Raw genomic sequence first — 26,259 nt, 5'->3', positions numbered from 1 at the left:
ATTGACGTGCCTGCTCTTGTTAACAGGATTAGCGAAACGATAGTCGGCGATATCGGAACGATGTGAGAGCAGCGGCTCAAGTGTGGGTAATCGAACCCCACCTACAAGCTAACGACCTAGCATCGATCTCATGTGCTTCAGCGCCCCCCCCCCCCCCCCGGCCAGGTGCTGAAGGGTGCCTCAGACAATCCGACCTTTGATTTTTCGGAAGAAGGCAACCAGACGAAACAGGCAGAACCCGTAAAAGCCCTATCCTTGAATGCCGACGGGGCCGGTTCGCCCACTATTGGACCGGATGTACTCCGCTTCGCCCGGGATACCCAGCGCGGCGATAAGGCTGCTTCCGCCAGCCGTCAGCGGATCCACGCCATCCCGAGGCTCACCATCCTCGCGCGTGAAGCGATGGAGGCGTGCAGGACCCGGTGATCAAAAACCCCGAACCGCGATCGCATGCGCCGTTCGATCGAGGTCTTCCCGGAAATCGGGGTGCGCTATCGCAACCAGTCGCCGGGCCCTTTCGGAGAGCGAACATCCCTTAAGCTCTGCCGCTCCGAATTCGGTGACGATGACGTCGGCATCGCTTCTCGACAACGTGACCGGGCCGCTCAGTCGAGCGACGATCCTGCTGACCGAGCCCTGTCGTGCCGTCGCGGGCAACGTGATGATATTGCGGCCTCCTGGCGAGTTGGAAGCTGCCCTTGCAAAGTCCGCCACGCCACCTGTCGCGCCGATGTATTGCCCATCGATCACTTCACAATTGACCTGCCCCGTAAGGTCCACTTCGAGCGCCGAATTAATGGCCACGAAGCGTGTCAGTCGCGCGATCACGGCCGCTCCGTGCGTGTAGCTTGCCGGCGCCATTCTCATCGCGGGATTGCGATGGGCGAAGCGATACAACCTGCTTGTCCCCACCAGCGCGCAACCCACCGATATCCCGGCATCGATTTCCTTACGGGCGTTAGTAACCACCCCGGCTTCGATCAGATCGACGAAACCGTCGCCGATCATGCCGGAATGGACGCCCAAATCCTTGCGATCTCCGAGTTGCCTGATGATCGCATCTGGCAATGCCCCAACTCCTGACTGCAGGACGGATCCGTCATCGATTGAGGCCGCACAATTCTTGGCAATCGCGCGACTCACAGCATCAGTCCGCGTGGGCGCGATCTCTGGAGGCGAGTAATTGACCGGCACGGCAACATCGATTTCACTTGAATGGATTCTCTCGCCGAACGTCCACGGCAAACATTCATTTATTTCTGCTACGACGAGCCGGGCCTTAGCAATCGCCGCCCGGATATGGTCACTTACTAGGCCGCAGCTGTGAAAACCTTCGGAATCAGCCGGGCCTACCGAAATCATCGCCACGTCGCAGCGCAACGAACCTTCGGCGATCGCTGGTTCGATTTCGCTCATTCGGATTGGGATGATCGTCAGGCGCCCTGCCGCAGACGCGGCCCTGAGGGTGCCTATCCCACCTATGCCTCGAAGAGCGAAAGTCCGCGCACTCTCTGCATCGATTAACCCGGAAAAACTCGACCCAATGAAAACTGACAGATCATCAATTTCGGGACTCTGGGCGATCAGGACTTCGACCAACCGTGTGGGTTCGCCGCAAGCTTGGCCGACGACAATGGAATCTCGGCGCGTGAGCAGACTGCCTAGGTTGAGTTCGTTGGCTTCGATAATTCGTGTCATGAATTGCCCGCATACGAGGACAAGCGGCGGTTTTCAGCCTGTTTGCAATGATTTTGCCGGTGAAATATTTGTGAAAAAGTGCGAAAGGCGCAAGCCGCACATTCCGATCATCGCGATTCTCGAATGCCCCTGCGAGCATCCGTTTCCGGACTATCTTGCTTTCCAGCACACCATTGGCGGGTTGGACAGGCTGAACCAGACTTGGATCGACGTACTGCGCCGAGCCGAAGGCGTACAGTTGCTGAGCTGCCCGCAGACAGGGCGACATTACACCGGCTCGGCAACTGGCGCGGAAGGATTCTGGGGTCGGTGGCAGGAATACTTACTGACCGGCCACGGCGGCAACCAAGGGTTGCTGGACTGCGACACCGGGACGTTCGCGGTCACCATCCTTCAGGTCGCCGGATCGACCGCTACAAGCGACGAAACCTGGCCGACGAACAGGTATGGAAAACCAAGCTGCTGTCACGGGAGTTCGGGTTCAATCGAAACTGAGTTGTTCCGGTTACATGCTGCAGCAGCCCGACTGCACAATGCTAGGTCAATGCTGGCGTGTCCATTCCAGCTCGCGCTCCGCCTCCTTGGCCAGCCGCTCGACAAGCTTGTGAATTGCTGCAGTCCTGCTGAGCGGCTGATGCGGAGCAGGATCGAAGGCGCCGATTTCGCGCAATTCTCGTAACGCACGCAATCGATGCGCAGGATCACCCGCAAGCGCATCATTAAACACCGAGATAAATAAGGCCTCCTTCTTAGTGACCTTGTACTTCTGGCCATTGATGGTGATTGTCATGATCTCATTCGCGCAAGCGATGGCAAGTTCGCGCAAGGTAAATCCACTCTTGCGGCGCTTGTGCCGCCGCGCGCCCGCTGGATTACCGGACTGCCCAGGCTTGAACTGAGAAGCCTTGGGCGGCTTGCCCTTACCCACCTCGTAGTCGCGTTCGCTGTTCATTTTCGTGTTCCTGGTCCGAGGCGTGGGGTGACGGAATACCCAACCGCAAAGCCTATTCGGCGATCCGATCCAGCAATTCTGCAGTACGACCGGTGAGCTTCTCCCAACGGTCGATGATACGGTCGACGTAGCGCGGGTCGAACTCGACCAGCCGCGCTCGCCGATCGGTCCTTTCAGCAGCGATCAAAGTGCTGCCCGAGCCGCCGAACGCATCGAGCACCAGCTCTCCGGGCGCGGTGACGTCGAGTAGTGCCTCTGCGATCAACGCGACAGGCTTCACCGTTGGGTGGAGCTCGAGCGCCTTCTTACGGCTTGCCGAGAACCCGACCATGCCGGGCAACGACCAGACATTGGTACGATTGCGCCCGTTCCTCCCCAGTTCGATATTGTTGCGATGGGGCTCGTCCCCCTTCTTGAACACGGCTACCAGTTCATGCTGGCTGCGATAAAGTGCGCCCATGCCGCCCTGGCCCTTGTCCCAGACGCAAATGTTGAGCCGATGGTCGAACACACTTCCGCCGGCATCGAGCAGTTCGCCAATGTGCGCATGATCCATGCACACGAATGCGATCCCGCCGTCGATCAACACGCTCGCCATGTTGCCAAGCGTGACTTCCAGGAACGTCCTGAATTCTGGAACCGACATTTCCCCCGAGGCCATCACGAACTCCTCGTGCTGCCCCGAGCCCGACACATGTCCATTGATCTTCACGTTGTACGGAGGGTCCGTGAAGATGGCTCGCGCCATCTCGCCATGCATCAGCCGCTCGATAATCAGATGGTCGGTCGTATCGCCGCAGATCAGTTCATGGTCGCCCAGCATAAAATGATCCCCGGCCTGTGCCCGCGTAGGGCCCGGCGGGAGCGAGGCATCATCAACTGCGTCGAGATCATCGTACTTCGCTGCGAGATGGTTGCCGTTGATTCGATCGATCTCGCCGATGGAGAAACCGGTCAGAGACAGGTCCAGGCTGACGTCGTCTGCCCGTATTTCCTCGAGCTCCAGGCGCAGCTCCTCCATGTCCCAGTCGGCATTTGCGGGCATGCGATTGGCAGCGATCCCGAATGCGCGAAGCTCCGCGTCGCTCAAGTGCTCAACTCGGATCACGGGAACTGTGCCCAGTCTAAGCTGAAGAGCGACCTCCACACGCAGATGACCGTCGACGATCACGTTTGCCGAGTTGACGATGATGGGGCTGATGATGCCCTGCAAGCGGATGCTTTCGAGCAGCGCTCGCCGCTTCTGGCTAGGGTGCCTGCGCGTACGCCTGGCTGCGGCGACCAAGTCGGTAGGGCAGATTTCAACGAACCGTCCGACCATAGCGGCACGATTCATAATCTTGTATGCTCGGGGCTTGACCATCCGAGACCTCCATCAATGGGTCTCGGGCAGAAGCCGGGACCGGTTGTTAAACTCGGGCCTCGTCTTCTTCGGCTTCTATATGTTCGGCAGGCGGAGATCGCAAGACACAAAATGCGATCGCTAGGTGTTGGGAAGAGTTACTTAACTTTTCTTGCCAGTCGTCCATTCTGAGCTCTTTCCTGCTCTTTCCCTGTTGAGGTGATTGGTTTTCCCTGCTCGGCGCTCGTTCTTCGCTGCTACGTCTCGCCTCTCGCGCATCCTAAAAAGGGTCGCTTTCTTCGTCATTTGGTGGCGATGCCCACCGCGACGCCGGCGCCGAGCAGCGAAAAATTTCAGAAAGGGTGGGTTTGCAGGGAAAATCTAGCTGAGCGTGGTTATACTTGGACTGTGTCCTTCACCATAATTTCAATGGATACAGCGAGCGGCGCGATTCAGTGCGTGCCGCTCAAGAGCCGGAACCCCCAGGCGGGCAAGTCGATCGCCTGTCCGGCTTCGAGGGTGACGGGTGTTGGCGAGCGGAATTCGGCATAGTGGCCGGCAGCGTGTCCGTCCGACAAGGTCGCCCTGACCGGACGGTCGGACAGGTTGAACAGGCCGACCACGCGGTTGCTTTCGGCCTCGCGCACCCATGCGAACACCTGCTTGGGTTGGTCGGTCAGCACCGCGCTCATCCGGCCGCCCCACTGGCCGTTCGCCAACGCGGGATTTGCCCGGCGGAAGGCGATCAGGTCTCGCGCCAGCGCACCGATGTCGCAGGTTTCGAGGCGCGACCAGTCGATCGGGTCCCGTTCGAAGAAGGCGAGGCGCCTGGCGTTGCAGGCTTCCTGGCCGTTGTAGAGCATCGGCAGCCCCTCGCCGGTGAAGGACAAGGCGAGGAAGGCGGGCAGGGCGTCGCCGAAGTTCTCGTACTGTGTCCCTTCCCACGCGTTGCTGTCGTGGTTGGCGATGTAGGTCAGTCGCATGGCCTCGTGGGGCCAGGCGCTCTCGTTCTCGGCATAGTAGCCGTAAAAGGCCGTCGGATCGGCCTTGCCCTGGGCGATGCTGACCGCGGTGTGGTGCCATTCCCACGCATAGACCGCGTCGAACGCCTTGCGGGTGAGTTCGGACGACTTCCACTCGGCGAGCATGAAAACCGGCCTGATCGCCTCCAGCCGGGTACGCTCCCTTTCCCAGAAATCGAGCGGAACATAGCCAGCCACGTCGGCGCGGAAGCCGTCCACGCCGTAGTCGCGAACCCACATCTCCATCGCCTTGCCGACATGCTCGCGCACGCCCGGCCTGGACCAGTCGAGGTCGATGATGTCGGACCAGTCCCACCAAGGGGTGGGCCGGAAATCTCCCTTCCAGTCCTTCTCGTACCAGTCTGGATGCTCCTTTGCGAGCGGGTGATCCCACGCGGTATGGTTGGCGACCCAGTCGAGGATCACGCGAAACCCCTGCGCGTGCGCGGTGTCGACGAAGTGCCGGAAGTCCTCCCGGGTGCCGAACTCGGGATTCACGTCGTAATAGTCGCGCACCGAGTATGGGCTGCCGAGCGTGCCCTTGCGGTTTTCCACTCCGATCGGATGGATCGGCATGAGCCAGAGCACGTCGACCCCGAGCGCCTTGAGCCGCGGCAGCTGCTTCTCGGCGGCGGCGAAGGTGCCCTCGGGCGTGAACTGGCGGGTGTTGATCTGGTAGAGAACGGCGTCCTTCGACCAGTCGGGGTGCTGGATCGTCGAATAGGGTTGGGGCTGCCACGGCGATGAGTCGTCGTCGGCGTGCGCGGTCGAGGCGAAGGCAATGGCGGCGGCCGCCGCGAGCAAGGGCTTCATGTTCATGTCCTCTGCGGGATCGCGGCCGCGACCCGGGTCATTGCCAGCGCGGCGACGAGCCAGCTCGCCGCGGCGAACAGCATCGTCCACACCGGGTCGCCCGGAAAGGCATGCTTCATGATCGTGCCCATGACGGTTGCCACGAGCAGCTGGGGGATCACGATGAACACGTTGAACAGCCCCATGTATATGCCGAGCTTGGCCTGCGGCAGGTTCGAGGCGAGAATGGCGTACGGCATCGCGAGGATGCTCGCCCAGGCGATGCCGATCCCCACCTCCGCGAGCAGCAGCGTCTGGGCGTCGCGCACGAAGAAGAACATGGCAAAGCCGATCGCGCCGAGCGTGAGGCAGATCGAATGGGTGGCTACCTGGCCGAACCGCCGCGCGAGCCACGGCAGCAGCGCGAGCGCCGCTACCGCCGCGACCCCGTTGTAGACGGTGAAAAGCACGTTCACCCAGTTGGCGCCCTCATTATATGCAGGGCTGGCGGTGTCGGTGCTGCCGAACACGTACTGGGTCACCACGGGCGTGGTGTTGATCCACATGATGAACAGTGCGCTCCAGCTGAAGAACTGGACCAGCGCGAGCCGCTTCATCACCGGCGGCATTCCCGAAAAGTCGCCGACGATCTGGGCCAGCATCCCGTTCACCCGGCCCTGCTTGGCGAGCGCGATCGCGATCGAGCTGAGGATGCCGTAGGCGGCGAGCAGCGCGCCGAGCAGGTAGACTTCCTTTTCCAGCGCCATGACCTCGACCACGGATGCGACCGCCGCGCCCGCGACGATCCACGCGATGCAGGACAGGTAGCTCTTCGCCGCGAGCGCACGAACCGGCTGTTCGAGCGGCGTTTCGTCGGGACCCGCGAACGCGGCCTGTTCGGCCGGCGAATACTCGCGCGTGGTCGCGACGGTCCACATGACGGCGCAGAACAGCGCCGCCCCGCCTGCCCAGAAGCTCCAGCGCACGGTGTCGGGCAGCGCGCCGTCCGGCGCGACGTTGGCCACGCCGAGGTGTTCGAGCAGCCAGGGAAAGATCGAGCCCACGACCGCGCCCGCTCCGATGAAGGCGGTCTGCACCGCGTAGCCTGCTGCGTGCTGGTCGGTCCGCAGCATGTCGCCGACGAAGGCGCGGAAAGGCTCCATCGAGATGTTGAGGCTCGCGTCAAGCAGCCAGAGCAACCCGGCGGCAAACAGCAGGGGGGCGCCGAACGACGGCGCCAGTGGCATCAGGAACAGTGCCAGCGCCGCGAGCACCGCGCCGACAAGGAAATAGGGCCGGCGGCGACCGAGGCGGGTCCAGGTCCGGTCGCTCATGTGGCCGATGATCGGCTGGACGAGCAAGCCGGTCAGCGGTGCGGCGATCCACAGCGCGGGAAGGTCGTCCATGCTCGCCCCGAGCGTCTGGAAGACCCGGCTCATGTTGCCGTTCTGCAGCGCGAAGCCGATCTGGATTCCGAAAAACCCGAAGCTGATGTTCCACAGTCCGGCAAAGCCCTGGCGCGGCTTTTCCATCAGGCGATAATCCTTCCCCACGGGGGGCGGCTCGTGCCGCCCTCTCGGGGCAGGGCTGGCGCAAAGAAAGCGGCGCCGCAAGCCGCATACGAATGTGATGGAATCAGGAAACGCCCGTGCTCGCGCGCACGATGAGCCGGGTTGGCAGGCGCGGATCGGGGCGGGGGCGACCCTCGATGTCCGCCAGCAGGGTATCGACGAGCCGTGCCCCGGCGCCGCGGATGTCCTGCATGACGGTGGTCAGCGGCGGGCGCGTCAGGCTTGCCGCAGGAATGTCGTCGAAGCCGATCACCGCGACGTCGCCGGGCACTGACTTTCCGGCTTCGGCAAGAGCGCGCATGGCGCCGATCGCGATGAGGTCCGATGCGGCGAAGATCGCATCGAACCGGTCGTCCCGCGCAAGCAGGGCCTGGGCCGCCGCGTGTCCCGCTTCTTCGCTGGTGAGGGCGTCCTGCTGCAACGCCGCTTCGGGCGAAAGGCCGGCCTCGCGCATCGCGGCGCAGAGGCCTTCGTAACGGCTGGCGAATTCGGGATAATGCGTGTCCGCATGGCCCAGGAAGGCAATCCTGCGACGTCCGCGCTCGATCAGGTGGCGGCCGGCCGTGCGTCCCGCCTCGAGGTTGTCCGAGCCGACCGTTCCGCCGCCCGCCAGGTCACTGGAGATCGAACCCCAGCGGGCAAAATGCGTGCCCTGCCGGCGAAGCTGGTCGAGGCGTTCCTGGTACAGCGTCCAGTCGCCGTAACCGAGCAGGATCAGGCCATCGGCGCGGTGGGCGTCCTGGTAGCGCACGTGCCAGTCGTCCTCCAAGCGCTGAAACGAGATCAGCAGGTCGAGCCCCTGGTTCGCCGCTGCCCGGGTGATCGACCCCAGCATGGCGAGGAAGAACGGATTGATCATGCTGTCGTCGGGCGTCGGGTCCTCGAAGAACAGCAGGGCGATGGTGTTCGACCGCTGCGAGCGCAGCGAACTCGCGTTCTTGTCGACGGTGTAGTTGAGTTCGCTGGCAATCTTCTCGATCCGCTCGCGCGTGGCCGGGCTGACCGAGCGGTCGCCGCGCAGCGCCCGGCTTACGGTGGGCTGCGAAACCCCCGCTGCATAGGCGATGTCGAAGCTGGTCGGGCGCCCCGTCGGCTTGCGTCCCATGCTCTTCTCCCGGGCCGTCCGGCCGGCGGCCCACCTTGTCCCATAAGACGCCTTCGCGTCGCTTTCAAACGCGCGCGACAGGCCGCGGCGACCGCCTTGGCCCCTGTGTCATTTGCGGCACATCGCGCGCCGTCGATGCGGGAGCGTATACGTATGCCGTATTCCGTTTTGCCCGAACCCGCTCGTATCTGACGCCCCGACAGCCACGGGGCGACCCCGGCGGGCTGAGCAATCTGGGATCACCGGCAGCACAAGATTGCCGGACATTGGGGAGTGATACTGAAATGGCCTTTCGCAATTCCTTGCGCGCTTCTGCCAGCCTGTCGGCCTTCGCCGTCGCCCTAGCTGCGCTGGCCGCGCCCGCCGCGGCGCAGGACGCGGCAACCGATGACACCGCGACCGCGAACCCCGTGCCCGACGATTCGAACGCGATCGTGGTGACCGGCTTTCGCGCCTCGCTGCAGAGCGCGACCGCGCAGAAGAAGCGGTCCGAGGCCATCGTCGAATCGGTCAAGGCCGAAGACATCGGCAAGCTGCCGGACAACAGCATCGGCGAATCGATCGCCCGCCTGCCCGGTCTCGCCGCGCAGCGCAGCAACGGCCGCGCGAACATCATCTCGATCCGCGGCTTCGGTCCGGACTTCTCGACCACTACGTTGAACGGCCGCGAGCAGACCACCACGAACGACAGCCGGGCGGTCGAGTTCGACCAGTTCCCGTCCGAAATCCTCGCCGGCGTCAATGTCTACAAGACCGCCCAGGCCGACCACACCGCCGGCGGCCTCGTCGGCTCGATCGACTTGAGGACGATCCGCCCGCTCGAACAGAAGACGCGCGTCATCGCCGTCGGCGCCCGTGGCACCTACATCGACGATCAGGTCAACCCCAAAGCGAACGAAACGGGATACCGGGTGTTCGGCACGTTCGTCGACACTTTCGCAGACGACACGATGGGCATCGCGTTGTCGGCGGCCTATTCGTCCGAACCCTACAGCATCCGCGACTGGAACGCCTGGGGTTACGGCGAATACGGGCCCAACACCTACGGCATCAGCGGCGTGAAGACCTGGGCGGAAAGCGAACAGCTCGATCGCCTTGGCGTCAACGGCACGTTCCAGGCGCGGCTTGGCGACCAGCTGACCTTCACGCTCGACGGATTCTATTCGCACTTCGAGAGCAAGCTCGACCAGAAGGGCTTCGAGATGCCGATCCTGTGCTGCGGATCGACCGTCACGAGCTTCACCGGCACGCCCGTCTCGAACCCGCTGCTGGCCGGGTCCAGCATCGTCCAGAGCGCGACCTGGACCGGCCGGCCGATCATCGAGAACTATGCCACCGACCAGAAGAACGACACCTACTCGTTCGGCGGAAACCTGCTGTGGGACAACGACGCCGGCACCCGCGCGATGCTCGACGTCAGCTGGTCGCGCACCGATCGCTGGCAGGACCGCCTCGAGACGACCGCCGGCCTCGGGCGCAACCTTCCGACCCCGGGCGGCACCTTCGGCTACTCCGTCACCGACAAGGCGCTGCAGTTCACGAGCAATTTCAACGGCGCCAATCCCAATCTGGTCCTCACCGACGTTCAGGGCTGGTCGGGCAGCACTGTCCAGGCGGGCTACGACAAGATCCGCAGCAGCAAGGACGACCTCAAGGAAATCCGTGCGGAGATCGAGCAGGAGATCGGCGGCGGCTTCGTCCGCAGCGTGAAGGTGGGCGTCGACAAGACGCTGCGCAACAAGACCCTGACCCAGGACGAAGCCTTCCTGACGCCGCCCAACAACGCTGACTCGGCCGCGATTCCGAGCGCCCTGCTGCTCGAGCCGACGAACCTTGACCGCGGATTCGGGCCGATCCTGTCGTACGACCCGCGCGTGCTCGTCCCGCAAGGCGTGCTCAGCTACCTGCCCAACCCGTTCGGTGCCTCGCAGGCCTATGACATCAAGGAAGACGTCTGGACCCCGTATGCGATGGCGTCGCTCGAGGCCGACCTCGGCACGACGCGGCTGACCGGCAACATCGGAATCCAGGCGGTGCACACCGACGTCACCTCGTCGGGTCCGGTGAACGGTACGATCACCGACAGCTACTGGATGGTCCTGCCGAGCGCGAACCTCGTGTTCCGTGCGCCAGAGGATTTCGTGGTTCGCCTCGCCGCGTCGAAGCAGATGATGCGGCCCCGCCTGCCGTCGATGAACAACATCGTCTCCTACGGCTACAATCCGGCGTACAATCCGCCGATCTACACCGGGAGCGGCGGCAATCCGCGTCTGCGGCCGTACCGCGCGACGTCCTTCGACATGAGCTTCGAAAAGTACTTCGCGGCGCAGGGCTACATCGCCCTTCAGCTCTACTACAAGCATCTCGACCAGTACATCGATCCCAACGGCATCGACGAGGCGTTCGACTATTCGGGGTATCCGCCGCCGTCGGGCCTGACGCCGAGCTCGCCGATCGGCATCTTCAGCGGGCCGGTCAACACCAAGGGCGGCTACATCATGGGTGGCGAGCTTGCCGGCACCCTGCCGTTCGAGGTGTTCAGCCCCGCGCTCAGCGGGTTCGGGATCACCGGCGGCGTCGGTTACACCGAGACCAAGGCGACCGACTACCGCGGCCAGTCCACGCAGATTCCCGGCTATTCGAAGTGGGTCGCCAACATGACCGCGTTCTTCGAGAAGGCGGGCTTCAACCTGCGCGGCAGCATGCGCTATCGCTCGGGCTTCCTCGGCGACTTCTCGCTGTTCAGCGGCGGGCTCGACCGGCAGGCGGTCCTGTCGGAGACGATCTTCGACGCGCAGGTCGGCTACGACTTCCAGCCCGGATCGGCGCTCGAGGGACTGTCGCTTTTCGTTCAGGGCCAGAACCTGACCGACGAGCGGCAGGCGACGCTGGCGCAGATCAACGGCGTCGGCATCGAGGACGCCTGGCTCAAGTACCAGACTTACGGTCGCCGCATCGTCGCCGGCTTCACCTACAAGTTCTGATGAGGGCGGCGCGGGTCCGGGCGGTTTGACCGGTCGGGCCCGCAACGCCAAACGTGCGCCGTGGCTCCTCCCGTTCCTCTCGACATCGTCATCGCCGGCGGCGGAACCGCCGGGTGGATGGCGGCGGCGACGCTGGCCCGGTTCGTCGGCGAAGCCGCCCGGATAACGCTGGTCGAATCCGATGCGATCGGTACGGTCGGCGTGGGCGAGGCGACGATCCCGCAGATCCACAACCTGCTGGTCGGGCTCGGCATCGACCAGGCGGAATTCATGGCCGCGACCGACGCCAGCTTCAAGCTCGGCATCGAGTTCGACGGCTGGCTGCGCGACGGCGCCAGCTACATCCACAGTTTCGGAACAACCGGCCGCGGGGTCGGGCTGATCCCGTTTCGCCAGCTCTGGCTGCGCGGGCGGGCGATCGGCGTGGCCGACGATTTCGGCGCCTACAGCCTCAACGTGGCGGCGGCGCGCGCGGGGCGGATCGCTCCGGGCGAGGAGGCGGGTCTCGCCTATGCCTTTCACTTCGACGCGGGCAAGGTTGCTGCGCTCCTGCGCGCCTACGCCGAGGAACGCGGCGTTCGCCGGGTCGAGGGGCGGATCGAAGCGGTCGAACGCGACGGTGACGGCGGCGACATCGTCGCGCTTGCGCTCGAGGGCGACCGCCGCGTGGCCGGCAACCTGTTTCTCGACTGCACCGGATTCGCCTCGCTCCTGCTCGGCAAGGCGCTCGGCGTGGAGTTCGAGGATTGGACCCGCTGGCTGCCGTGCGACACCGCCCTGGCGGTGCAGAGCGAGAATGCCGGACCGCCGCGGCCCTACACCCAGTCGATCGCGCGCCCGGCGGGCTGGCAATGGCGCATTCCGTTGCAGCATCGCACCGGCAACGGCCACGTGTTCTGTTCGCAGTTCATGGGCCAGGACGAAGCGGCGCGGCTTCTGCTTGCCGGTCTCGAAGGCAAGCCCTTGGCGGACCCGCGGCCGATCCGTTTCACCACCGGCCACCGGCACGAACACTGGTCCCGCAACTGCATCGCGCTGGGGCTGGCCGCGGGATTCATGGAGCCGCTCGAATCGACCTCGATCCACCTCGTCCAGTCCGGCCTGTCGCGGCTTCTTGGCTTGTTGCCGAACGACCTGTCGGACCTGTCGAGCGCACGGTCGACGTTCAATCGGCTGTCGACATCGGAGTGGGTGCGCATCCGCGACTTCCTGGTTCTCCACTACATCGCAAACGAGCGCCGCGGAGAGCCGTTCTGGGATTTCTGCCGGGCGATCGAACCGCCCGCCACGCTGGCGGAGAAGCTCGCCCTGTTCGCCGAATCGGGCCTCTTCGTGCGCGAGGAGGACGAACTTTTTCTCGACGACAGCTGGGGCCAGGTCATGCTCGGCCAGGGCATCGCGCCACGCGGATGGTCGCCGCTCGCCGACAACGTGCCGGCCGAAGACATCGGCCCTTTCCTCGCCAGCGTTGCCAAGGCCGCGCGGGTGAAGGCCGCCGCGATGCCGGCGCACGGCGCGGTGCTGGACGCGATGTTCGGACCGGGGGTGCAGGCATGACCCCGCTTCGCCGCCTGTTCCTCGCCGGCGTCGGCGCCTGCGTGCTGTCCGCGGGGCTCTCCGGATGCACCAGCACCCGGTCGGGCGCGCGGCCTGTCGCCTCCGCACCCCTCCCGGACTTTCGTCTGCGCGCTCCCGGCGAGGAGGTCGTCTATTTCGTCCTGCCCGACCGGTTCGCCAACGGCGACCCGGCGAACGACCTTGGCGGCTTGCCGGAAGGCCGGCTGGAGAGCGGGTTCGACCCCGAAGCCAAGGGCTTCTATCACGGCGGCGACCTCGCCGGCCTGTCGTCAAAACTCGACTACCTGCAGGGCATGGGCGTGACCGCGATCTGGTTCGCGCCGATCTTCCAGAACAAGCCGGTGCAGGGGCCGGAGGGCGACGAGAGCGCCGGGTATCACGGATACTGGGTGACCGATTTTACCCGCCCCGATCCGCATTTCGGCACGCGGGCCGAGTTCAAGGCCTTCGTCGAGGCGGCGCACGCGCGCGGGATCAAAGTCTACATGGACATCATCACCAACCACACCGCCGACGTGATCCGCTATGCCGAAGGCGATGCGACCGGCTATCGCTATCGTTCGCGCGGCGACTTTCCCTATTCGCGCAAGGGCGGACCCGGCGGCGCGGCGATCAATCCCGGTTTCGCGGGCGACGACGATTCGAGCGAGGCGAACTTCGCGAAGCTGGTCGATCCCTCGTACGCCTATACCCCGGTCGTTCCGGCGGGAGAGGCGAACGTCAAGAAGCCCGAATGGCTCAACGATCCCGTCTTTTATCACAACCGCGGCAACAGCACGTTCACCGGCGAGGACAGCCGGTTTGGCGACTTTGCCGGGCTCGACGACCTGTTTACCGAGCATCCGCGCGTGCGCCAGGGCATGATCGACATCTACGGCAAGTGGATCGACGACTTCGGTATCGACGGTTTCCGCATCGACACCGCGCGTCACGTCGACCCCGGCTTCTGGCAGGCGTTCGTCCCCGCCATGCTCGACCGCGCAAAGGCCAACGGCATCCCCAATTTCGCGATCTTCGGCGAGGTCTACAAGGACGTGCCGGACAACGGCTACATCGCCCAGTACACCCGCCGCGACGGGTTACCCGCGGTGCTTGATTTCGCCTTCCAGGCGGCGATGCGCGAGGTGCTGGGGCGCGGCAAGGGAACCGTCGTGCTGGCCGATCTCTACGACGGCGACGTGCTCTACGAAGGCGGCGAAGCGGCGGCGCTCAACCTGCCGACGTTCCTCGGTAATCACGACATGGGCCGCTTCTCGACGATGGTGAGAGAGGATCGCCCCGGCATCGGGCAGGACGAACTGCTTGCGCGGGTCGCACTCGGCCACGCGATGCTGATGACCCTGCGCGGCGCGCCGGTCATCTATTACGGCGACGAGCAGGGCTTCGTCGGCGATGGCGGCGACCAGCTGGCGCGCGAGGACATGTTCCCCAGCCGTACCGCGGTCTACAACGACAACGCCCTCATCGGGACCGACGCGACCACCGCGCAAGCCAATTTCGATCAGGACCACCCGCTCTATCGCCTCGTCGCCCGGATGGCCGCGCTGCGCGCCGCGCACCCCGCGCTTCGTAGGGGTCGGCAGGACGTGCGTCACTACGAGCAGGAGCCCGGCGTGTTTGCCGTCAGCCGCTTCGATCCCGTTTCCGGCGCAGAATACGTCGTTGCCTTCAACACCGCGGTAACCCCGAAGACCGCCAATGTTGCCGTCGGTTACGGCGCGCGTGCGTTCGACGCGCTGGACGGTGAATGCCCGGCCGCGGTGTCCGCGCCGGGGACGGCGACCTTCGGGCTTGCGCCGCTGAGCTGGGCGATCTGCCGCGTGAGCGAGGCTGTCCGATGAACGTCGGCCAGCAGATTCCCGCGACGGCGCCCGAGGTAGCGGACATCCCGTGGTGGAAGGGTGCGGCGATCTACCAGATCTATCCGCGCAGCTTCATGGATTCGAACGGCGACGGTATCGGCGACCTGCCGGGCATCACGATGCGGCTCGACCATGTCGCATCGCTCGGCGTCGACGCGATCTGGATCAGCCCGTTCTTCACGTCGCCGATGAAGGATTTCGGCTACGACGTGGCCGACTACTGCGATGTCGATCCGATCTTCGGCACGCTTGCCGATTTCGATGCCTTGATCACGCGGGCCCATGCCCTCGGGCTCAAGGTGCTCATCGACCAGGTTTATTCGCATACCTCCGACGAACACGCGTGGTTTGCGGAGAGCCGGTCGGACCGGACCAATCCGAAGAACGACTGGTACGTGTGGGCGGACGCAAAGCCCGACGGGTCGCCGCCGTCGAACTGGCAGTCCGTGTTCGGTGGTCCCGCGTGGACGTGGGACGCCCGGCGCGGGCAGTATTACCTGCACAACTTCCTCAGCTGCCAGCCGCAGCTCAACCTGCACAACCCGGCGGTCCAGGACGCGGTGCTCGGCGTCATGCGGTTCTGGCTGACGCGCGGAATCGACGGTTTCCGGATCGATGCGCTCAACTTCGCGATGCACGACCCGCAATTGCGCGACAATCCGCCGGCCCCGCCCAGCGATCGCCCGCGCACCCGCCCGTTCGATTTCCAGATCAAGAAGTACAACCAGTCCCACCCCCGCATTCCCGCCTTCATCGAGCGGATTCGCGCGCTGACCGACAGCTTTGGCGGTGCCTTCACGGTCGCCGAAGTCGGCGGCGACGAGGCCGAGGCGGAGATGAAGGCGTTTACGCAAGGCGAGACCCACCTCAATTCGGCCTACGGCTTCAACTTCCTCTATGCCGATCGGCTGACCCCGCAGCTCGTCTGCGCCGCGCTTGGACAATGGCCCGATGGGCCGGGTGTCGGCTGGCCAAGCTGGGCCTTCGAGAACCACGACGCGCCGCGGGCGGCGAGCCGCTGGTGGAAAGCGACCGACCGCCCCGCCGCGACCCGCATGAAGATGCTGGTCCTCGCCGCACTCAGGGGCAACATCATCCTCTACCAAGGCGAGGAACTGGGGCTCGAGCAGGTCGATATCCCGTTCGATCAGCTTCACGATCCCGAGGCGATCGTCAACTGGCCGCTCACGCTGAGCCGCGACGGAGCGCGCACGCCTATTCCGTGGATCGGCGGGTCGGAGGACCTGGGATTCGGGTCGCTCGCGCCGTGGCTGCCGGTGGGTGATGCCAATGCCCTGCGCGCGGTGGACGGGCAGGAGCGCGATCCCGACTCGCCGCTCAACCACGCCCGCCGGATGCTCGAACTGCGCAATCGCCACCCGGCCCTGCGCCACGGTTCGGTCACGGCGTGCCGGGCCGAGGGGGACCTGCTGATCCTCGACCGCGCCCGGGATTCCGAGCGCGTGCGGGTGATTGCCAATCTTGGAAAGGAAACGATTCCCTTGGATCAGGACCAGGCTGCCGGCGAACTTCTCGCCGTCGTCAACGGCGCAACCGCGATGCGTCTGCCCGCCTTCGGTGCGCTGGTGATCGCACGATGAGGGCCGGTCTGTTTCTTGCCGCACTGGTCCTGCCGGCGAGCGCGCTCCAGGCCGAGACGGTCGCTTCGCCCGATGGATCGACCGTCGTCACCCTCGATGCCGACGGCGAAGGGATCCCGTTTTACCAGGTCACGCGCGCGGGCAAGCCGCTGATCGCCAAAAGCACGATCGCCTTCAACTTCACCGACGAGGACCCGCTGCGCAGAGGGCTCAGGGTCGACAGCGCGGCGCACGCCAGCGCCGATACCCGCTGGGAACAGCCGTGGGGCGAACGCCGGTTCGTGCACGACCGGCATAACGAATTGGCGGTCACATTCCTGCACGATGCCACCGCGCGCCGCTTTACCGTGCGTTTTCGCGTGTTCGACGACGGGGTGGGCTTTCGCAGCGAATTTCCCGACCGGCCCGGCCATCCACGCACGAGCATCGCCGAGGAACTGACCGAATTCGACATCGCGCCCAAGGGGACCGCGTGGTGGATCCAGGCGGGGGACTTCAACCGCTACGAGCAGATCTACCAGAAGACGCCGATCGACGCGGTCTCGATGGCCCACACCCCGATGACGCTGCGCCTCGAGGACGGAACGCACCTGTCTTTCCACGAAGCCGCGCTGGTCGACTATTCGGGGATGTGGCTGCAGCGGCTGGCGGGCCAGCGGTTCCGTGCGCACCTCGCGCCTTCGAGCCGCGGCGCGAAGGTCGTGCGGACCGGCGCCTTTGCGACCCCCTGGCGCACGATCCGCATCGCGGCCGATGCCGCCGGGCTGGTTGAAAGCGACCTCGAGCTGAATCTTAACGAACCCAACAAGCTCGGCGACGTCAGCTGGTTCAAGCCCGCCAAGTACGTCGGCATCTGGTGGGGGATGATCAGCGGCAAGTGGAGCTGGGCCCAGGGCCCGAACCACGGCGCCACCACCGCGCGGACCAAGCAGGTCATCGACTTTGCGGCCAAGCACGGGTTTCGCGGGGTGTTGGTCGAGGGCTGGAACGTCGGCTGGGACGGCAACTGGTTCGGCAACGGACGCGACTACAGCTTTACCCGCTCCTATCCCGATTTCAATCTCGAGGCGGTCACGGACTACGCCCGCAAGAAGGGGGTCCACCTCATCGGCCACCACGAAACCGGCGGCAACATCGACGTCTATGAGCGCCAGCTCGCCGATGCGATGAAGCTTTACGGTGACCTGGGGGTCGACGTGGTCAAGACCGGCTACGTCGCCGATGCGGGGGGCATCATTTCGTGCAACGCCGACATCGCCGATCCGTGCGAAGGTCAGGTGATGGAATGGCACGACGGACAGCGGCAGGTGCAGCACCACCTGCGGGTGGTCGAGGAGGCGGCGAAGAACCGCGTCGCGGTCAATCCGCACGAACCGGTCAAGGACACCGGGCTGCGGCGCACTTATCCCAACTGGGTCGCCCGCGAGGGCGCGCGGGGGCAGGAATACAACGCCTGGGCGCCGTTCAACAATCCGCCTGACCACGAACCGACGCTCGTCTACACCCGGATGCTCGCCGGGCCGATGGACTATACGCCCGGGGTGCTAAGCGTCACCGGGGGCAACGGCGTTCCGATGGCCTCGACCGTCGCCAAGCAGCTTGGGCTCTATCTCGCGATCTATTCGCCGATCCAGATGGCGGCCGACTTTGTCGAGAGCCTCGCTGCGCATCCGAACGAACTCGCGTTCATCAAGGCGGTGCCGGCCGACTGGGCCGAAAGCCACCTTGTCGTGGGCGAGGTCGGCGACTACGCGATCTTCGCGCGCAAGGACCGCAACAGTGCGGACTGGTACGTCGGCGGCATCAACGACGCCACCGCGCGCGAGGTTACGGTCACCTTCGATTTCCTCGATCCGGGCAGGACCTATGACGCGACGATCTGGAAGGACGGCGAGGGCGCGACCTTCGAGACCGAGGCCCGCCACCGCATCGCCTACGACAGGCGGACGGTGCGCAAGGGCGACACGTTGACGCTCTGGCTCGCACCCGGCGGCGGCGCCGCGGTGCGGCTGCACCCGTCTCGGTGAGCAAGGGGCCGGTGAACGGTGGGCCGGTGAGCGATCACCCGGTTCCTCCCCGCGTCGTCGTACTCGGCGGAGGAAGCGCAGGGTGGATCACCGCCTGCCTGCTGCACCGGCAATGGGGTGCACGGGGCGGATCCGTCACGCTGGTCGAGAGCCCCGAGATCGGGATCATCGGGGTAGGCGAAGGATCGACCCCGCAGCTCAAGGCCCTGTGGGACCACCTCGGCATCGACGAGGGCGCGTTCATGGCCGCCTGCGACGCCACCTACAAGCTGGGCATCCGCTTTACCGGGTGGAGCGAGCGGCCCGGATACGAGAGTTATTTCCATCCCTTTCCCGGCCCGGTCGATCTGCACACCGAACCGGCCTATGTCGCGGCCTGCGCGCTGGCGCGGCGCGGCGTCGATCTGCCGGTGCGGCCCGACCGCTGGTTCCTCGCCGCGCGCCTGGCCGATGCGCGCAAGGGACCGCATCCGGCGCCCGCGTTTCCCTTCGCGCCGAGCTACGGATACCATTTCGACGCGCACAAGCTCGGAGCATTCCTGCGCGACTGGGCGGTGCCGCGCGGCATCGTTCACCGGACCGCGCTGGTGCGGGCGGTCGAGCGGGACGCGTCCGGCGACGTGGCCGCGCTTGTCGCCGACGACGGCGAGCGGATCGAGGGCGACCTGTTCGTCGATTGCTCGGGCTTTGCCGGCATCATCGGTCAGCGTGCGCTCGGGGTGCGGTTCGTTCCGTTCGCCGAGAACCTGTTCAACGACCGCGCGGTGGTCATGCCCAGCGCGCACGCAGAGCCCTGGCGCCCGCAGACCGATGCGATCGCGATGTCGGCCGGCTGGCGCTGGTCGATCCCGCTGACCACGCGGGTGGGCAACGGCTACGTCTATTCGAGCGCGCATATCTCGGACGAGGATGCCGAAGCCGAATTGCGCGCAGCCTGCGCAAGCGAGGCCGAAGCGCGCGTGCTGCGCATGAAGGTGGGCCGGGTCGAGGAATCGTGGCACCGCAACTGCCTCTCGGCGGGACTCGCGCAAGGGTTCATCGAACCGCTCGAGGCGACTGCCCTGCACATCGTGATCGCGAGCACGCTGGACTTCGTCGATGCCTACGAGGCCGGCGGCTTCACGCCGCGTCACCGCGACCGGTACAACGCGGGCGTCGCGGCACGGTACGAGGGCATCCGCGATTACATCGTCGCGCATTACCGCATGAGCCAGCGGTCGGGCTCGCCCTATTGGCAGGAGGCCCGCACGCTCGATAGCCTGTCGGACAACCTCAAGGCGATGATCACGGCATGGTTCACCCACGCCGACCTGCGCGAAACCAATCGGCGGCTCTATCCCGATCCGCCCTATTCGAACGCCAGCTGGCACGCGCTGTTCGCGGGCTACGGCTCGCTTCCCGACCCGTCGAGGATGCGACCCGCAGACCAAGGCGCACCCGACCTCCTCGCGCCGGTGGAGAAGACGCTGCGCGCGTGCGAACAGAACTTCGCGACGATCGGCCCGGCCTGACGCGCGGCGCAAACCGGCGCTTCGATCCCCGCACGGGGCCGACCGTGGCCCCTGCCGGCAGCTTCGCGGCTTGCGCCGCTCGGCATTCTGCCTCATGCCATGTCCGTTGCGTACGATCGCGGGGGAAGAGACATGAGCGACCCCATCCTGCCGGTGACCCGCAGGGCGCTGCTGGGCAGTTCGGCGGCGAGCGTCGCCATCCTGACGGCGGGCGAGGCGAAGGCGGGGAACGTTGCGGCCAGTGCGGCGTCGATCAGGATGCCCGTCTCCCTGACCGTCAATGGAACAGAGCGCCTGCTTACGCTCGATCCGCGCACCACCCTGCTCGACGCGCTGCGCGAGCACCTGCAGCTGACCGGCACGAAGAAGGGCTGCGACCACGGCCAGTGCGGGGCCTGCACGGTCATCGTCAACGGCGAGCGGATCAACTCCTGCCTGTCGCTCGCCGTGCAGCACGCCGGCGACGAGGTGACGACCATCGAAGGTCTCGGCACGCCCGACAAGCTGCATCCGATGCAGGACGCCTTCGTCGAGCACGATGGCTATCAGTGCGGTTACTGCACGCCCGGCCAGATCTGTTCGTCGGTCGCCATGCTGAAGGAGATCGCGCGCGGCGTTCCCAGTCACGTGACCGGCGACCTCGACGGCGAAATGCGCGCCACCGATGTCGAGATCCGCGAGCGGATGAGCGGCAACATCTGCCGCTGCGGCGCCTATTCGAATATCGCCGCGGCGATCGCCGATGTGGCGAGGGGCTGAGCGGTGCGCAGCTTCACCTACGAGCGCGCCGCCACCCCGCAGCAAGCGGCGCGCGCCGTGGGCGGAAAGCCGGGCGCCAAGTTCATCGCCGGCGGCACCAACCTGCTCGACCTCATGAAGCTCGAGATCGAGACGCCGACGCACCTCGTCGACGTGCAGGACCTCCCGCTCGGCAGCATCGAGGAAACCGGCGAGGGCGGCCTCAGGATCGGTGCCTTCGTCAGCAACACCGCGCTGTCCGCCCATCCCCGGATCAGGCGCGACTACGCCGTGCTGACCCGGGCGATCCAGGCCGGCGCGAGCGGCCAGCTGCGCAACAAGGCGACCACCGGCGGCAACCTTCTGCAGCGCACGCGGTGCCCCTATTTCTACGACACCAACATGCCGTGCAACAAGCGCAGCCCGGGCAGCGGCTGCGCGGCGATCGGCGGGTTTTCGCGCCAGCTCGGCGTCGTGGGCGTGTCGGACAAGTGCATCGCCACCTACCCCGGGGACATGGCGAACGCGCTCGCGGTGCTCGATGCGGTGGTGGAGACCGTGCAGCCGGACGGTGCCACGCGGTCGATCCCGATCGGCGCGTTCCATCGCCTGTGGGGCGATACCCCCGAACGCGAGACCGCGCTCGAGAAAGGCGAGCTGATTACCGGCGTCGTCCTTCCCGCGCCGCCGGGCGGCAGGCACTTCTATTCAAAGGTGCGCGACCGCGCGTCCTATGCCTTCGCGCTTGTTTCTGTCGCCGCGGTGATCCAGCCTGACGGCAGCGGCCGCGTCGCCTTTGGCGGCGTGGCGCCGAGGCCGTGGCGGAGCAAACAGGCCGACGACGCGCTGCCGCTGGGTGCGAAGGCGGTGATCCAGCAGGCCTTTGCCGACGCCTCGCCGCGCGACGACAACCGGTTCAAGATCGCCCTTGCCGAGCGCACGCTCGCGGGCATCCTGGCCGAGGTGGGGAGCTGAAGCGATGAAGTTCGACGCCCCCGCCGGAAAGACCATCGTCGACGACCCGACGGTGATCGGCAAGTCGACCCGCCGCATCGACGGGCCCAGGAAGACCACCGGCACCGCGCCTTACGCCTATGAACGGCACGATGTCGTTTCGGGCCAGGCTTATGGCTACATCGTCGGCTCGGCGATCGCCAGGGGGCGGATCACCGCGATGAATCTCGACGCGGCGCGCAAGGCACCCGGGGTGATCGCGGTGATAGCCGCGACCGAGACCGAGCCCGTCGGGACCAGCCCCTTCAACACCGCCCCGCTGTTCGGCGGGCGCGACATCGCGCACTATCACCAGGCGATCGCCTGCGTCGTCGCCGAGACGTTCGAGCAGGCCCGCGCCGCCGCAGCGCTGATCCGCACCACCTACGACCGGGACGCGGGCGACTACGATCTCGCCAAGGTCAAGGACGGCGCGAAGATCGCGCCCGGCTGGAGCGTGCCGGAGGACATCCAGCGCAACGGCAATTTTGCCGAGGCCTATGCGGCCGCGCCGGTGCAGTTAGACCAGACCTACACCACGCCCGACGAGGCGCACGCGATGATGGAGCCGTTCGCGACCATCGCCGCATGGGAAGGCGACAAGCTGACGCTGTGGACCAGCAACCAGATGATCAACTGGTCGAAGCGGGCGCTGGCGAGCATCCTCAAGATGCCCGCAGAAAACATCCGGCTCGATTCGCCGTTCATCGGCGGCGGGTTCGGGGGCAAGCTGTTCATCCGTGCCGATGCCGTGCTGGCCGCGCTTGGCGCCAAGGCCGCGGGCCGGCCGGTCAAGATCGCGATGCAGCGCCCGCTGATGTTCAACAACGCGACCCACCGTCCCGCGACGATCCAGCGGGTGCGCATCGGAACCGACGCGGACGGCAGGATCCTCGCGATGGGTCACGAATGCTGGTCGGGCAACCTGCCGGGGGGCAGCGCCGAGAACGGTGCGGCGCAGACCCGCGCGCTCTATTCCGGGCCGGACAACCTGACGGTGAGCTACATCTCGCGGCTCGACCTGCCCGAGGGCAACGCCATGCGCGCGCCGGGCGAAGCGGTCGGCCACCTCGCGCTCGAGGTCGCGATGGACGAACTCGCCGAGAAGCTCGGACTCGACCCGATCGAGTTCCGCCTGCGCAACGAGCCCGAGCGGATGCCGGGCGACCCGTCCAAGCGGTTTTCCGGCCGCCACCTGGTCGAATGCCTGCGCGAGGGCGCGGATCGCTTCGGGTGGTCCGCCCGCCAGTCCAGGCCGGCAAGCGTGCGTGACGGGCGCTGGCTCGTCGGCATGGGCGTGGCGGCGGGGTATCGCGGTGCCCCGATAACCAAGTCCGCCGCCCGCGTCAGCCTCGACAACGCGGGCCGGGTGCGGGTCGAAACCGACATGACCGACATCGGCACCGGCAGCTACACCATCATCGCGCAGACCGCTGCCGAATGCATTGGCGTGCCGCTCGACCAGGTGCGGGTGGACCTGGGCGATTCGCGTTCGCCCGTGTCGTCGGGTTCCGGCGGGCAGTGGGGCGCCGCCAGCTCGACCGCGGGGGTCTACGCCGCCTGCGTCGAGCTGCGCCGGATGGTCGCGGAAAAATTCGGCATGAACGCGGATACGGCGCGCTTCGAAGGCGGCCGGGTTGTCGACGGAAAGACCAGAAGGAGGCTCGCCGAGGCTGGTCCGCTCTCGGCAGAGGGCCAGATGGACTACGGCGATTTCCAGAACGATTACGACATGGGGACCTACGCCGGGCATTTCGCCGAGGTCGGCGTCGATGCCTATACCGGCGAAGTGCGCATCCGCCGGATGCTGGCGGTGTGCGACGCCGGGCGGATTCTCAACCCGCTGTCGGCGCGCAGCCAGGTCATCGGCGCGATGGTCATGTCGGCCGGTTCGGCGCTGATGGAAGACCTCGTGGTCGACAAGCGGTTCGGCTTCTTCGTCAATCACGACCTCGCCGGATACGAAGTGCCGGTCCATGCCGACATTCCGCACCAGGAAGTCGTCTTCCTCGACACCCTCGACGACGTGATCAGCCCGCTCAAGGCGAAGGGCGTGGGCGAGCTGGGAATCTGCGGGCCGGGGGCGGCGATCGCCAACGCGGTCTACAACGCGACCGGCGTGCGCGTGCGGGACTATCCGATCACGCTCGACAAGCTCATCGACAAGCTTCCCGACGTCGCCTGAGGGCGATCGCCCGGGCGCGCTGCAGCCGGACAGGGGTGTCGACGTCGAACAGGCTCTCGGCCGTCGGCGGATCGATCGCCTCTGCACCCGGCCAGTCGAGCGACGCGGCGCCGCGATCGCCTTCGATCCCCATCAGCCGTTCGCGGGCCGCGGCGGGAAAACCCGCGGGCACGCCCGGCCTGCCATCGGCCTGGCGCGTGAAGACGACACCCGGATGCGCGGCCAGGCGCCGGAAGTGGCCGGGTTCGACGAACGGCATATCCGCAAGCGCCAGGATCGTCCGCTCCGCGTCGCGGGTTGCGTGTGCCGCGATCCGGATCGAAGCGGCGATGCCGCGCAAGGCGTCGGGGCTGGCATGGACGATCCAGCCTGCCGCTGCGCTCTCGGCGGCGATGCGCGCGTCGTTCGTCACCACGTGCAGCGCGGCAAAGCCGGCCTCGACACCGCTCTCGATCGCCCAGCGCCACAGCGGCCGGCCGTCGAGGTCGGCGTGCAGCTTGCCGGGGCCGAACCGCGCGCCCTCTCCCGCCGCCAGCAAGGCGAAGGCGCAGCGCCCCTCAGGCGCGGGTGCGAAGGCGCTCATACTCGTGGGCCACCTCGGCCAGCACCGACAGGGCAAGCGTCTGCGGCGATCGACTGCCTGCCGGCGTGCCGATCGGGCTGCGGACGCGCGAGAGGGCGGCTTCGCTCGCGCCGCGGCGGGCGAGTTCGTCGATGCGGCTCCTGCGCGCCTGTAATCCCCCTTGGGCGCCGATGTAGAACGCTTCGCTCGCCATCGCCTCCTCGATCAGCGCCAGTTCCCATTCGTGGTCGTGGAACAGCAGGATGACTGCCGTCCATGCGTCGTATCCTGGCTGGCCGCTCGGTCGTCCCAGCGACAGCCGGTCCTTGCCGATCGCTTCGATTGCGAGGTCCGATGCCCGCGCGAGGCGGTGGAGCGCCGCGAGTTCCGGACCCTCGCCGAACGCGGCGATCCGCAGCCTCGGGATATAGGGCCGCGCGCCCATCCCGGCGACGTGCGGCAGGGGCAGCGCCGCAGGGCGCCGCGCGAGCAGGGTGTCGACGACACTTGCGCAGGCAGCCCTGTCCGGTTCAGGATCGAGCAGGATGTCGAGCCCGCTGCCGCACGGCAGCCGGAAATCGACCAGCGGCGAGCCGCTGCCGTATCGGCGCAACGCCGGTTCGCTGAGCGCCGCGCAGTCGGATGCGAGCTGGCGTTCCAGGCAGCCGTCCGACAGGCTGCCGACCACCTCTCCGCCGGGCAGCACCGCCAGTTGTGCGCCCAGTCGCCGCGAAAAGGCGCCGTCGATGCCGACGATGGTGCAGAGGCCGGTCCCGGGCCTCCGGGCTGCGGCCAGCGCGCGCTGATCCTCGTCGAAATCGTCGAGGCTGGGAGCTGGGGGCGGACGGCGGTACACCGCCGACTTGTGTTGCCCCCGGTGACCGGACGCAAGAAGATCGTGTTTATTTCTCCGCCGTCCGCCCGGCGGTGCCGCTCGCGGGTGGCGCGGGCGATATGGCTGGGCCATCGGTCTTGGCGCGCGGGCGGTATGCGCCTAAGCTGGGACGATGGATCCCGCCGAATTCCAGCGTCCGCTCAACTTCTGCCAGGCCTGCGCGGTGCGCAACCGGGCGATCTGCGCCGATCTCGACGAGGGCGAAATCGATCTTCTCAACCGCATCGGCCGGCGACAACGGTTGCGCGCGGGCGACCAGTTGTTGTGGGAAGGCGACGAAGCCGTGCTGGTCGCCAACGTCGTCGAGGGCGTGCTCAAGCTGTCGACCCAGACCGCCGATGGGCGCGAGCAGATCCTGGGCCTCGCATATCCGTCGGATTTCCTCGGCCGCCCGTTCGGCCAGCTCACTCCCTACGGCGTCGAGGCGCTGACCGACGCGCTGGTGTGCGTGTTCCAGCGTTCCGACTTCGACCGCTTCGCGCGCGAGCACCCCCGCCTCGAGCACAAACTGCTCGAGCGGACGCTGACCGAACTGGACCGAACGCGACGCTGGATGCTGCTGCTGGGGCGGATGAGTGCCGAGCAGAAACTGGCCGCCTTCCTCATCGAGATGTCCGAGCGCCTTTCGCCCGCGACCTGTGCCGCAGAGCCGGGAGCTATAGATACGCTCGAACTTCCGCTGTCGCGGCAGCAGATCGCGGACGTTCTCGGCCTGACGATCGAGACGGTAAGCCGCCAGTTCACCCGCATGAAGGCCGAAGGGCTCATCGATCTTCCCTCGCGCCGGGACGTGCGGATCCTGCAGCGCGCGGCCCTCGAGGATCGCGCCGCCTGAGCCGAG

Annotated in this window: 19 protein-coding genes; 11 read left to right on the top strand and 8 right to left on the bottom strand. The window is 66.3% G+C overall.

Annotation, left to right across the window (positions count from 1 at the left end; genetic code table 11):
• The first annotated feature begins 165 nt into the window (after positions 1-165).
• Positions 166-426: a hypothetical protein gene (locus tag N0B51_RS00770; RefSeq protein WP_259960282.1), complete on the top strand. Its 261-nt coding sequence runs from the start codon at positions 166-168 to the stop codon at positions 424-426.
• On the opposite strand, the gene N0B51_RS00765 is transcribed toward N0B51_RS00770, so the two are convergent.
• From N0B51_RS00765 to N0B51_RS00740, 6 genes are all read right to left on the bottom strand, one after another.
• Positions 427-1,698, bottom strand: coding sequence for an acetyl-CoA hydrolase/transferase family protein (locus tag N0B51_RS00765; protein WP_259960281.1), 1,272 nt, complete (start codon positions 1,696-1,698; stop codon positions 427-429). It abuts the gene before it with no gap.
• Positions 1,699-2,239: 541 nt separating this feature from the next.
• Entirely contained in the window at positions 2,240-2,650 is a 411-nt protein-coding gene (locus N0B51_RS00760) for a DUF5681 domain-containing protein (RefSeq protein WP_259960280.1), read from the bottom strand.
• A 52-nt stretch (positions 2,651-2,702) separates the two neighbouring features.
• Entirely contained in the window at positions 2,703-3,971 is a 1,269-nt protein-coding gene (locus N0B51_RS00755) for a site-specific DNA-methyltransferase (RefSeq protein ID WP_259960778.1), read from the bottom strand.
• A gap of 473 nt (positions 3,972-4,444) precedes the next feature.
• A complete protein-coding gene (locus N0B51_RS00750) occupies positions 4,445-5,833 on the bottom strand; it encodes an alpha-amylase family glycosyl hydrolase (RefSeq protein WP_259960279.1) in 1,389 nt (462 codons plus the stop codon).
• Positions 5,830-7,338, bottom strand: a complete 1,509-nt coding sequence (locus N0B51_RS00745) for an MFS transporter (RefSeq protein ID WP_259960278.1) — start codon at positions 7,336-7,338, stop codon at positions 5,830-5,832. Before N0B51_RS00745 ends, N0B51_RS00750 begins: the two co-directional genes overlap by 4 nt.
• 103 nt (positions 7,339-7,441) lie before the next feature.
• On the bottom strand, positions 7,442-8,482 hold the full coding sequence (locus N0B51_RS00740) for a LacI family DNA-binding transcriptional regulator (RefSeq protein WP_259960277.1): 1,041 nt from the start codon (positions 8,480-8,482) through the stop codon (positions 7,442-7,444).
• Positions 8,483-8,766: 284 nt separating this feature from the next.
• Here N0B51_RS00740 and N0B51_RS00735 point away from each other — a divergent pair, with 284 nt between their 5' ends.
• From N0B51_RS00735 to paoC, 9 genes are all read left to right on the top strand, one after another.
• A complete protein-coding gene (locus N0B51_RS00735) occupies positions 8,767-11,466 on the top strand; it encodes a TonB-dependent receptor (protein ID WP_259960276.1) in 2,700 nt (899 codons plus the stop codon).
• A gap of 60 nt (positions 11,467-11,526) precedes the next feature.
• Positions 11,527-13,023 (top strand): tryptophan halogenase family protein, encoded by a 1,497-nt coding sequence (locus N0B51_RS00730; protein WP_259960275.1) that lies wholly within the window; start codon positions 11,527-11,529, stop codon positions 13,021-13,023.
• Positions 13,020-14,885 carry an alpha-amylase family glycosyl hydrolase gene (locus N0B51_RS00725; RefSeq protein ID WP_259960274.1) on the top strand — a complete coding sequence of 622 codons (1,866 nt, stop codon included), beginning with the start codon at positions 13,020-13,022 and terminating at the stop codon, positions 14,883-14,885. Before N0B51_RS00730 ends, N0B51_RS00725 begins: the two co-directional genes overlap by 4 nt.
• Positions 14,882-16,507: an alpha-amylase family glycosyl hydrolase gene (locus N0B51_RS00720; RefSeq protein WP_259960273.1), complete on the top strand. Its 1,626-nt coding sequence runs from the start codon at positions 14,882-14,884 to the stop codon at positions 16,505-16,507. Before N0B51_RS00725 ends, N0B51_RS00720 begins: the two co-directional genes overlap by 4 nt.
• Entirely contained in the window at positions 16,504-18,534 is a 2,031-nt protein-coding gene (locus N0B51_RS00715; RefSeq protein WP_259960272.1) for a glycoside hydrolase family 97 protein, read from the top strand. Before N0B51_RS00720 ends, N0B51_RS00715 begins: the two co-directional genes overlap by 4 nt.
• Positions 18,531-20,045, top strand: a complete 1,515-nt coding sequence (locus N0B51_RS00710; protein WP_259960271.1) for a tryptophan halogenase family protein — start codon at positions 18,531-18,533, stop codon at positions 20,043-20,045. The genes N0B51_RS00715 and N0B51_RS00710 overlap by 4 nt, the downstream gene beginning before the upstream one ends.
• 132 nt (positions 20,046-20,177) lie before the next feature.
• Positions 20,178-20,804, top strand: a complete 627-nt coding sequence (gene paoA / locus N0B51_RS00705; protein WP_259960270.1) for an aldehyde dehydrogenase iron-sulfur subunit PaoA — start codon at positions 20,178-20,180, stop codon at positions 20,802-20,804.
• A gap of 3 nt (positions 20,805-20,807) precedes the next feature.
• Complete coding sequence (locus tag N0B51_RS00700; RefSeq protein WP_259960269.1) at positions 20,808-21,758, top strand: FAD binding domain-containing protein; 951 nt, start codon at positions 20,808-20,810, stop codon at positions 21,756-21,758.
• Positions 21,759-21,762: 4 nt separating this feature from the next.
• On the top strand, positions 21,763-23,961 hold the full coding sequence (paoC, locus tag N0B51_RS00695; RefSeq protein WP_259960268.1) for an aldehyde oxidoreductase molybdenum-binding subunit PaoC: 2,199 nt from the start codon (positions 21,763-21,765) through the stop codon (positions 23,959-23,961).
• Here paoC and N0B51_RS00690 read toward each other — a convergent pair.
• Both N0B51_RS00690 and N0B51_RS00685 read right to left on the bottom strand, forming a co-directional pair.
• Entirely contained in the window at positions 23,933-24,544 is a 612-nt protein-coding gene (locus tag N0B51_RS00690; protein WP_259960267.1) for an NTP transferase domain-containing protein, read from the bottom strand. The two genes, paoC and N0B51_RS00690, sit on opposite strands and share 29 nt — an antisense overlap.
• Positions 24,519-25,379 carry an XdhC family protein gene (locus tag N0B51_RS00685; protein WP_259960266.1) on the bottom strand — a complete coding sequence of 287 codons (861 nt, stop codon included), beginning with the start codon at positions 25,377-25,379 and terminating at the stop codon, positions 24,519-24,521. Before N0B51_RS00685 ends, N0B51_RS00690 begins: the two co-directional genes overlap by 26 nt.
• Before the next feature lie 151 nt (positions 25,380-25,530).
• On the opposite strand from N0B51_RS00685, the gene N0B51_RS00680 reads away from it, so the two are divergent.
• The gene (locus N0B51_RS00680) at positions 25,531-26,253 is read left to right on the top strand and encodes a Crp/Fnr family transcriptional regulator (protein ID WP_259960265.1); all 723 of its coding nucleotides are present in this window, start codon (positions 25,531-25,533) and stop codon (positions 26,251-26,253) included.
• Positions 26,254-26,259: the final 6 nt, after the last annotated feature.

Source organism: Tsuneonella litorea, from assembly GCF_025154015.1.
Taxonomy (GTDB): domain Bacteria; phylum Pseudomonadota; class Alphaproteobacteria; order Sphingomonadales; family Sphingomonadaceae; genus Tsuneonella; species Tsuneonella litorea.
Note: the sequence above shows the minus strand (reverse complement) of the source record. Positions and strands in the feature narration are given on the sequence as shown.

Excerpts from the sequence above, each read along its gene's own strand:
- N0B51_RS00765 (WP_259960281.1), bottom strand. The coding sequence starts at position 1,698 with ATGACACGAATTATCGAAGCCAACGAACTCAACCTAGGCAGTCTGCTC.
- N0B51_RS00760 (WP_259960280.1), bottom strand. The coding sequence starts at position 2,650 with ATGAACAGCGAACGCGACTACGAGGTGGGTAAGGGCAAGCCGCCCAAG.
- N0B51_RS00755 (WP_259960778.1), bottom strand. The coding sequence starts at position 3,971 with ATGGTCGGACGGTTCGTTGAAATCTGCCCTACCGACTTGGTCGCCGCA.
- N0B51_RS00750 (WP_259960279.1), bottom strand. The coding sequence starts at position 5,833 with ATGAACATGAAGCCCTTGCTCGCGGCGGCCGCCGCCATTGCCTTCGCC.
- N0B51_RS00745 (WP_259960278.1), bottom strand. The coding sequence starts at position 7,338 with ATGGAAAAGCCGCGCCAGGGCTTTGCCGGACTGTGGAACATCAGCTTC.
- N0B51_RS00740 (WP_259960277.1), bottom strand. The coding sequence starts at position 8,482 with ATGGGACGCAAGCCGACGGGGCGCCCGACCAGCTTCGACATCGCCTAT.
- N0B51_RS00735 (WP_259960276.1), top strand. The coding sequence starts at position 8,767 with ATGGCCTTTCGCAATTCCTTGCGCGCTTCTGCCAGCCTGTCGGCCTTC.
- N0B51_RS00725 (WP_259960274.1), top strand. The coding sequence starts at position 13,020 with ATGACCCCGCTTCGCCGCCTGTTCCTCGCCGGCGTCGGCGCCTGCGTG.
- N0B51_RS00720 (WP_259960273.1), top strand. The coding sequence starts at position 14,882 with ATGAACGTCGGCCAGCAGATTCCCGCGACGGCGCCCGAGGTAGCGGAC.
- N0B51_RS00715 (WP_259960272.1), top strand. The coding sequence starts at position 16,504 with ATGAGGGCCGGTCTGTTTCTTGCCGCACTGGTCCTGCCGGCGAGCGCG.
- paoA (WP_259960270.1), top strand. The coding sequence starts at position 20,178 with ATGAGCGACCCCATCCTGCCGGTGACCCGCAGGGCGCTGCTGGGCAGT.
- paoC (WP_259960268.1), top strand. The coding sequence starts at position 21,763 with ATGAAGTTCGACGCCCCCGCCGGAAAGACCATCGTCGACGACCCGACG.
- N0B51_RS00690 (WP_259960267.1), bottom strand. The coding sequence starts at position 24,544 with ATGAGCGCCTTCGCACCCGCGCCTGAGGGGCGCTGCGCCTTCGCCTTG.
- N0B51_RS00680 (WP_259960265.1), top strand. The coding sequence starts at position 25,531 with ATGGATCCCGCCGAATTCCAGCGTCCGCTCAACTTCTGCCAGGCCTGC.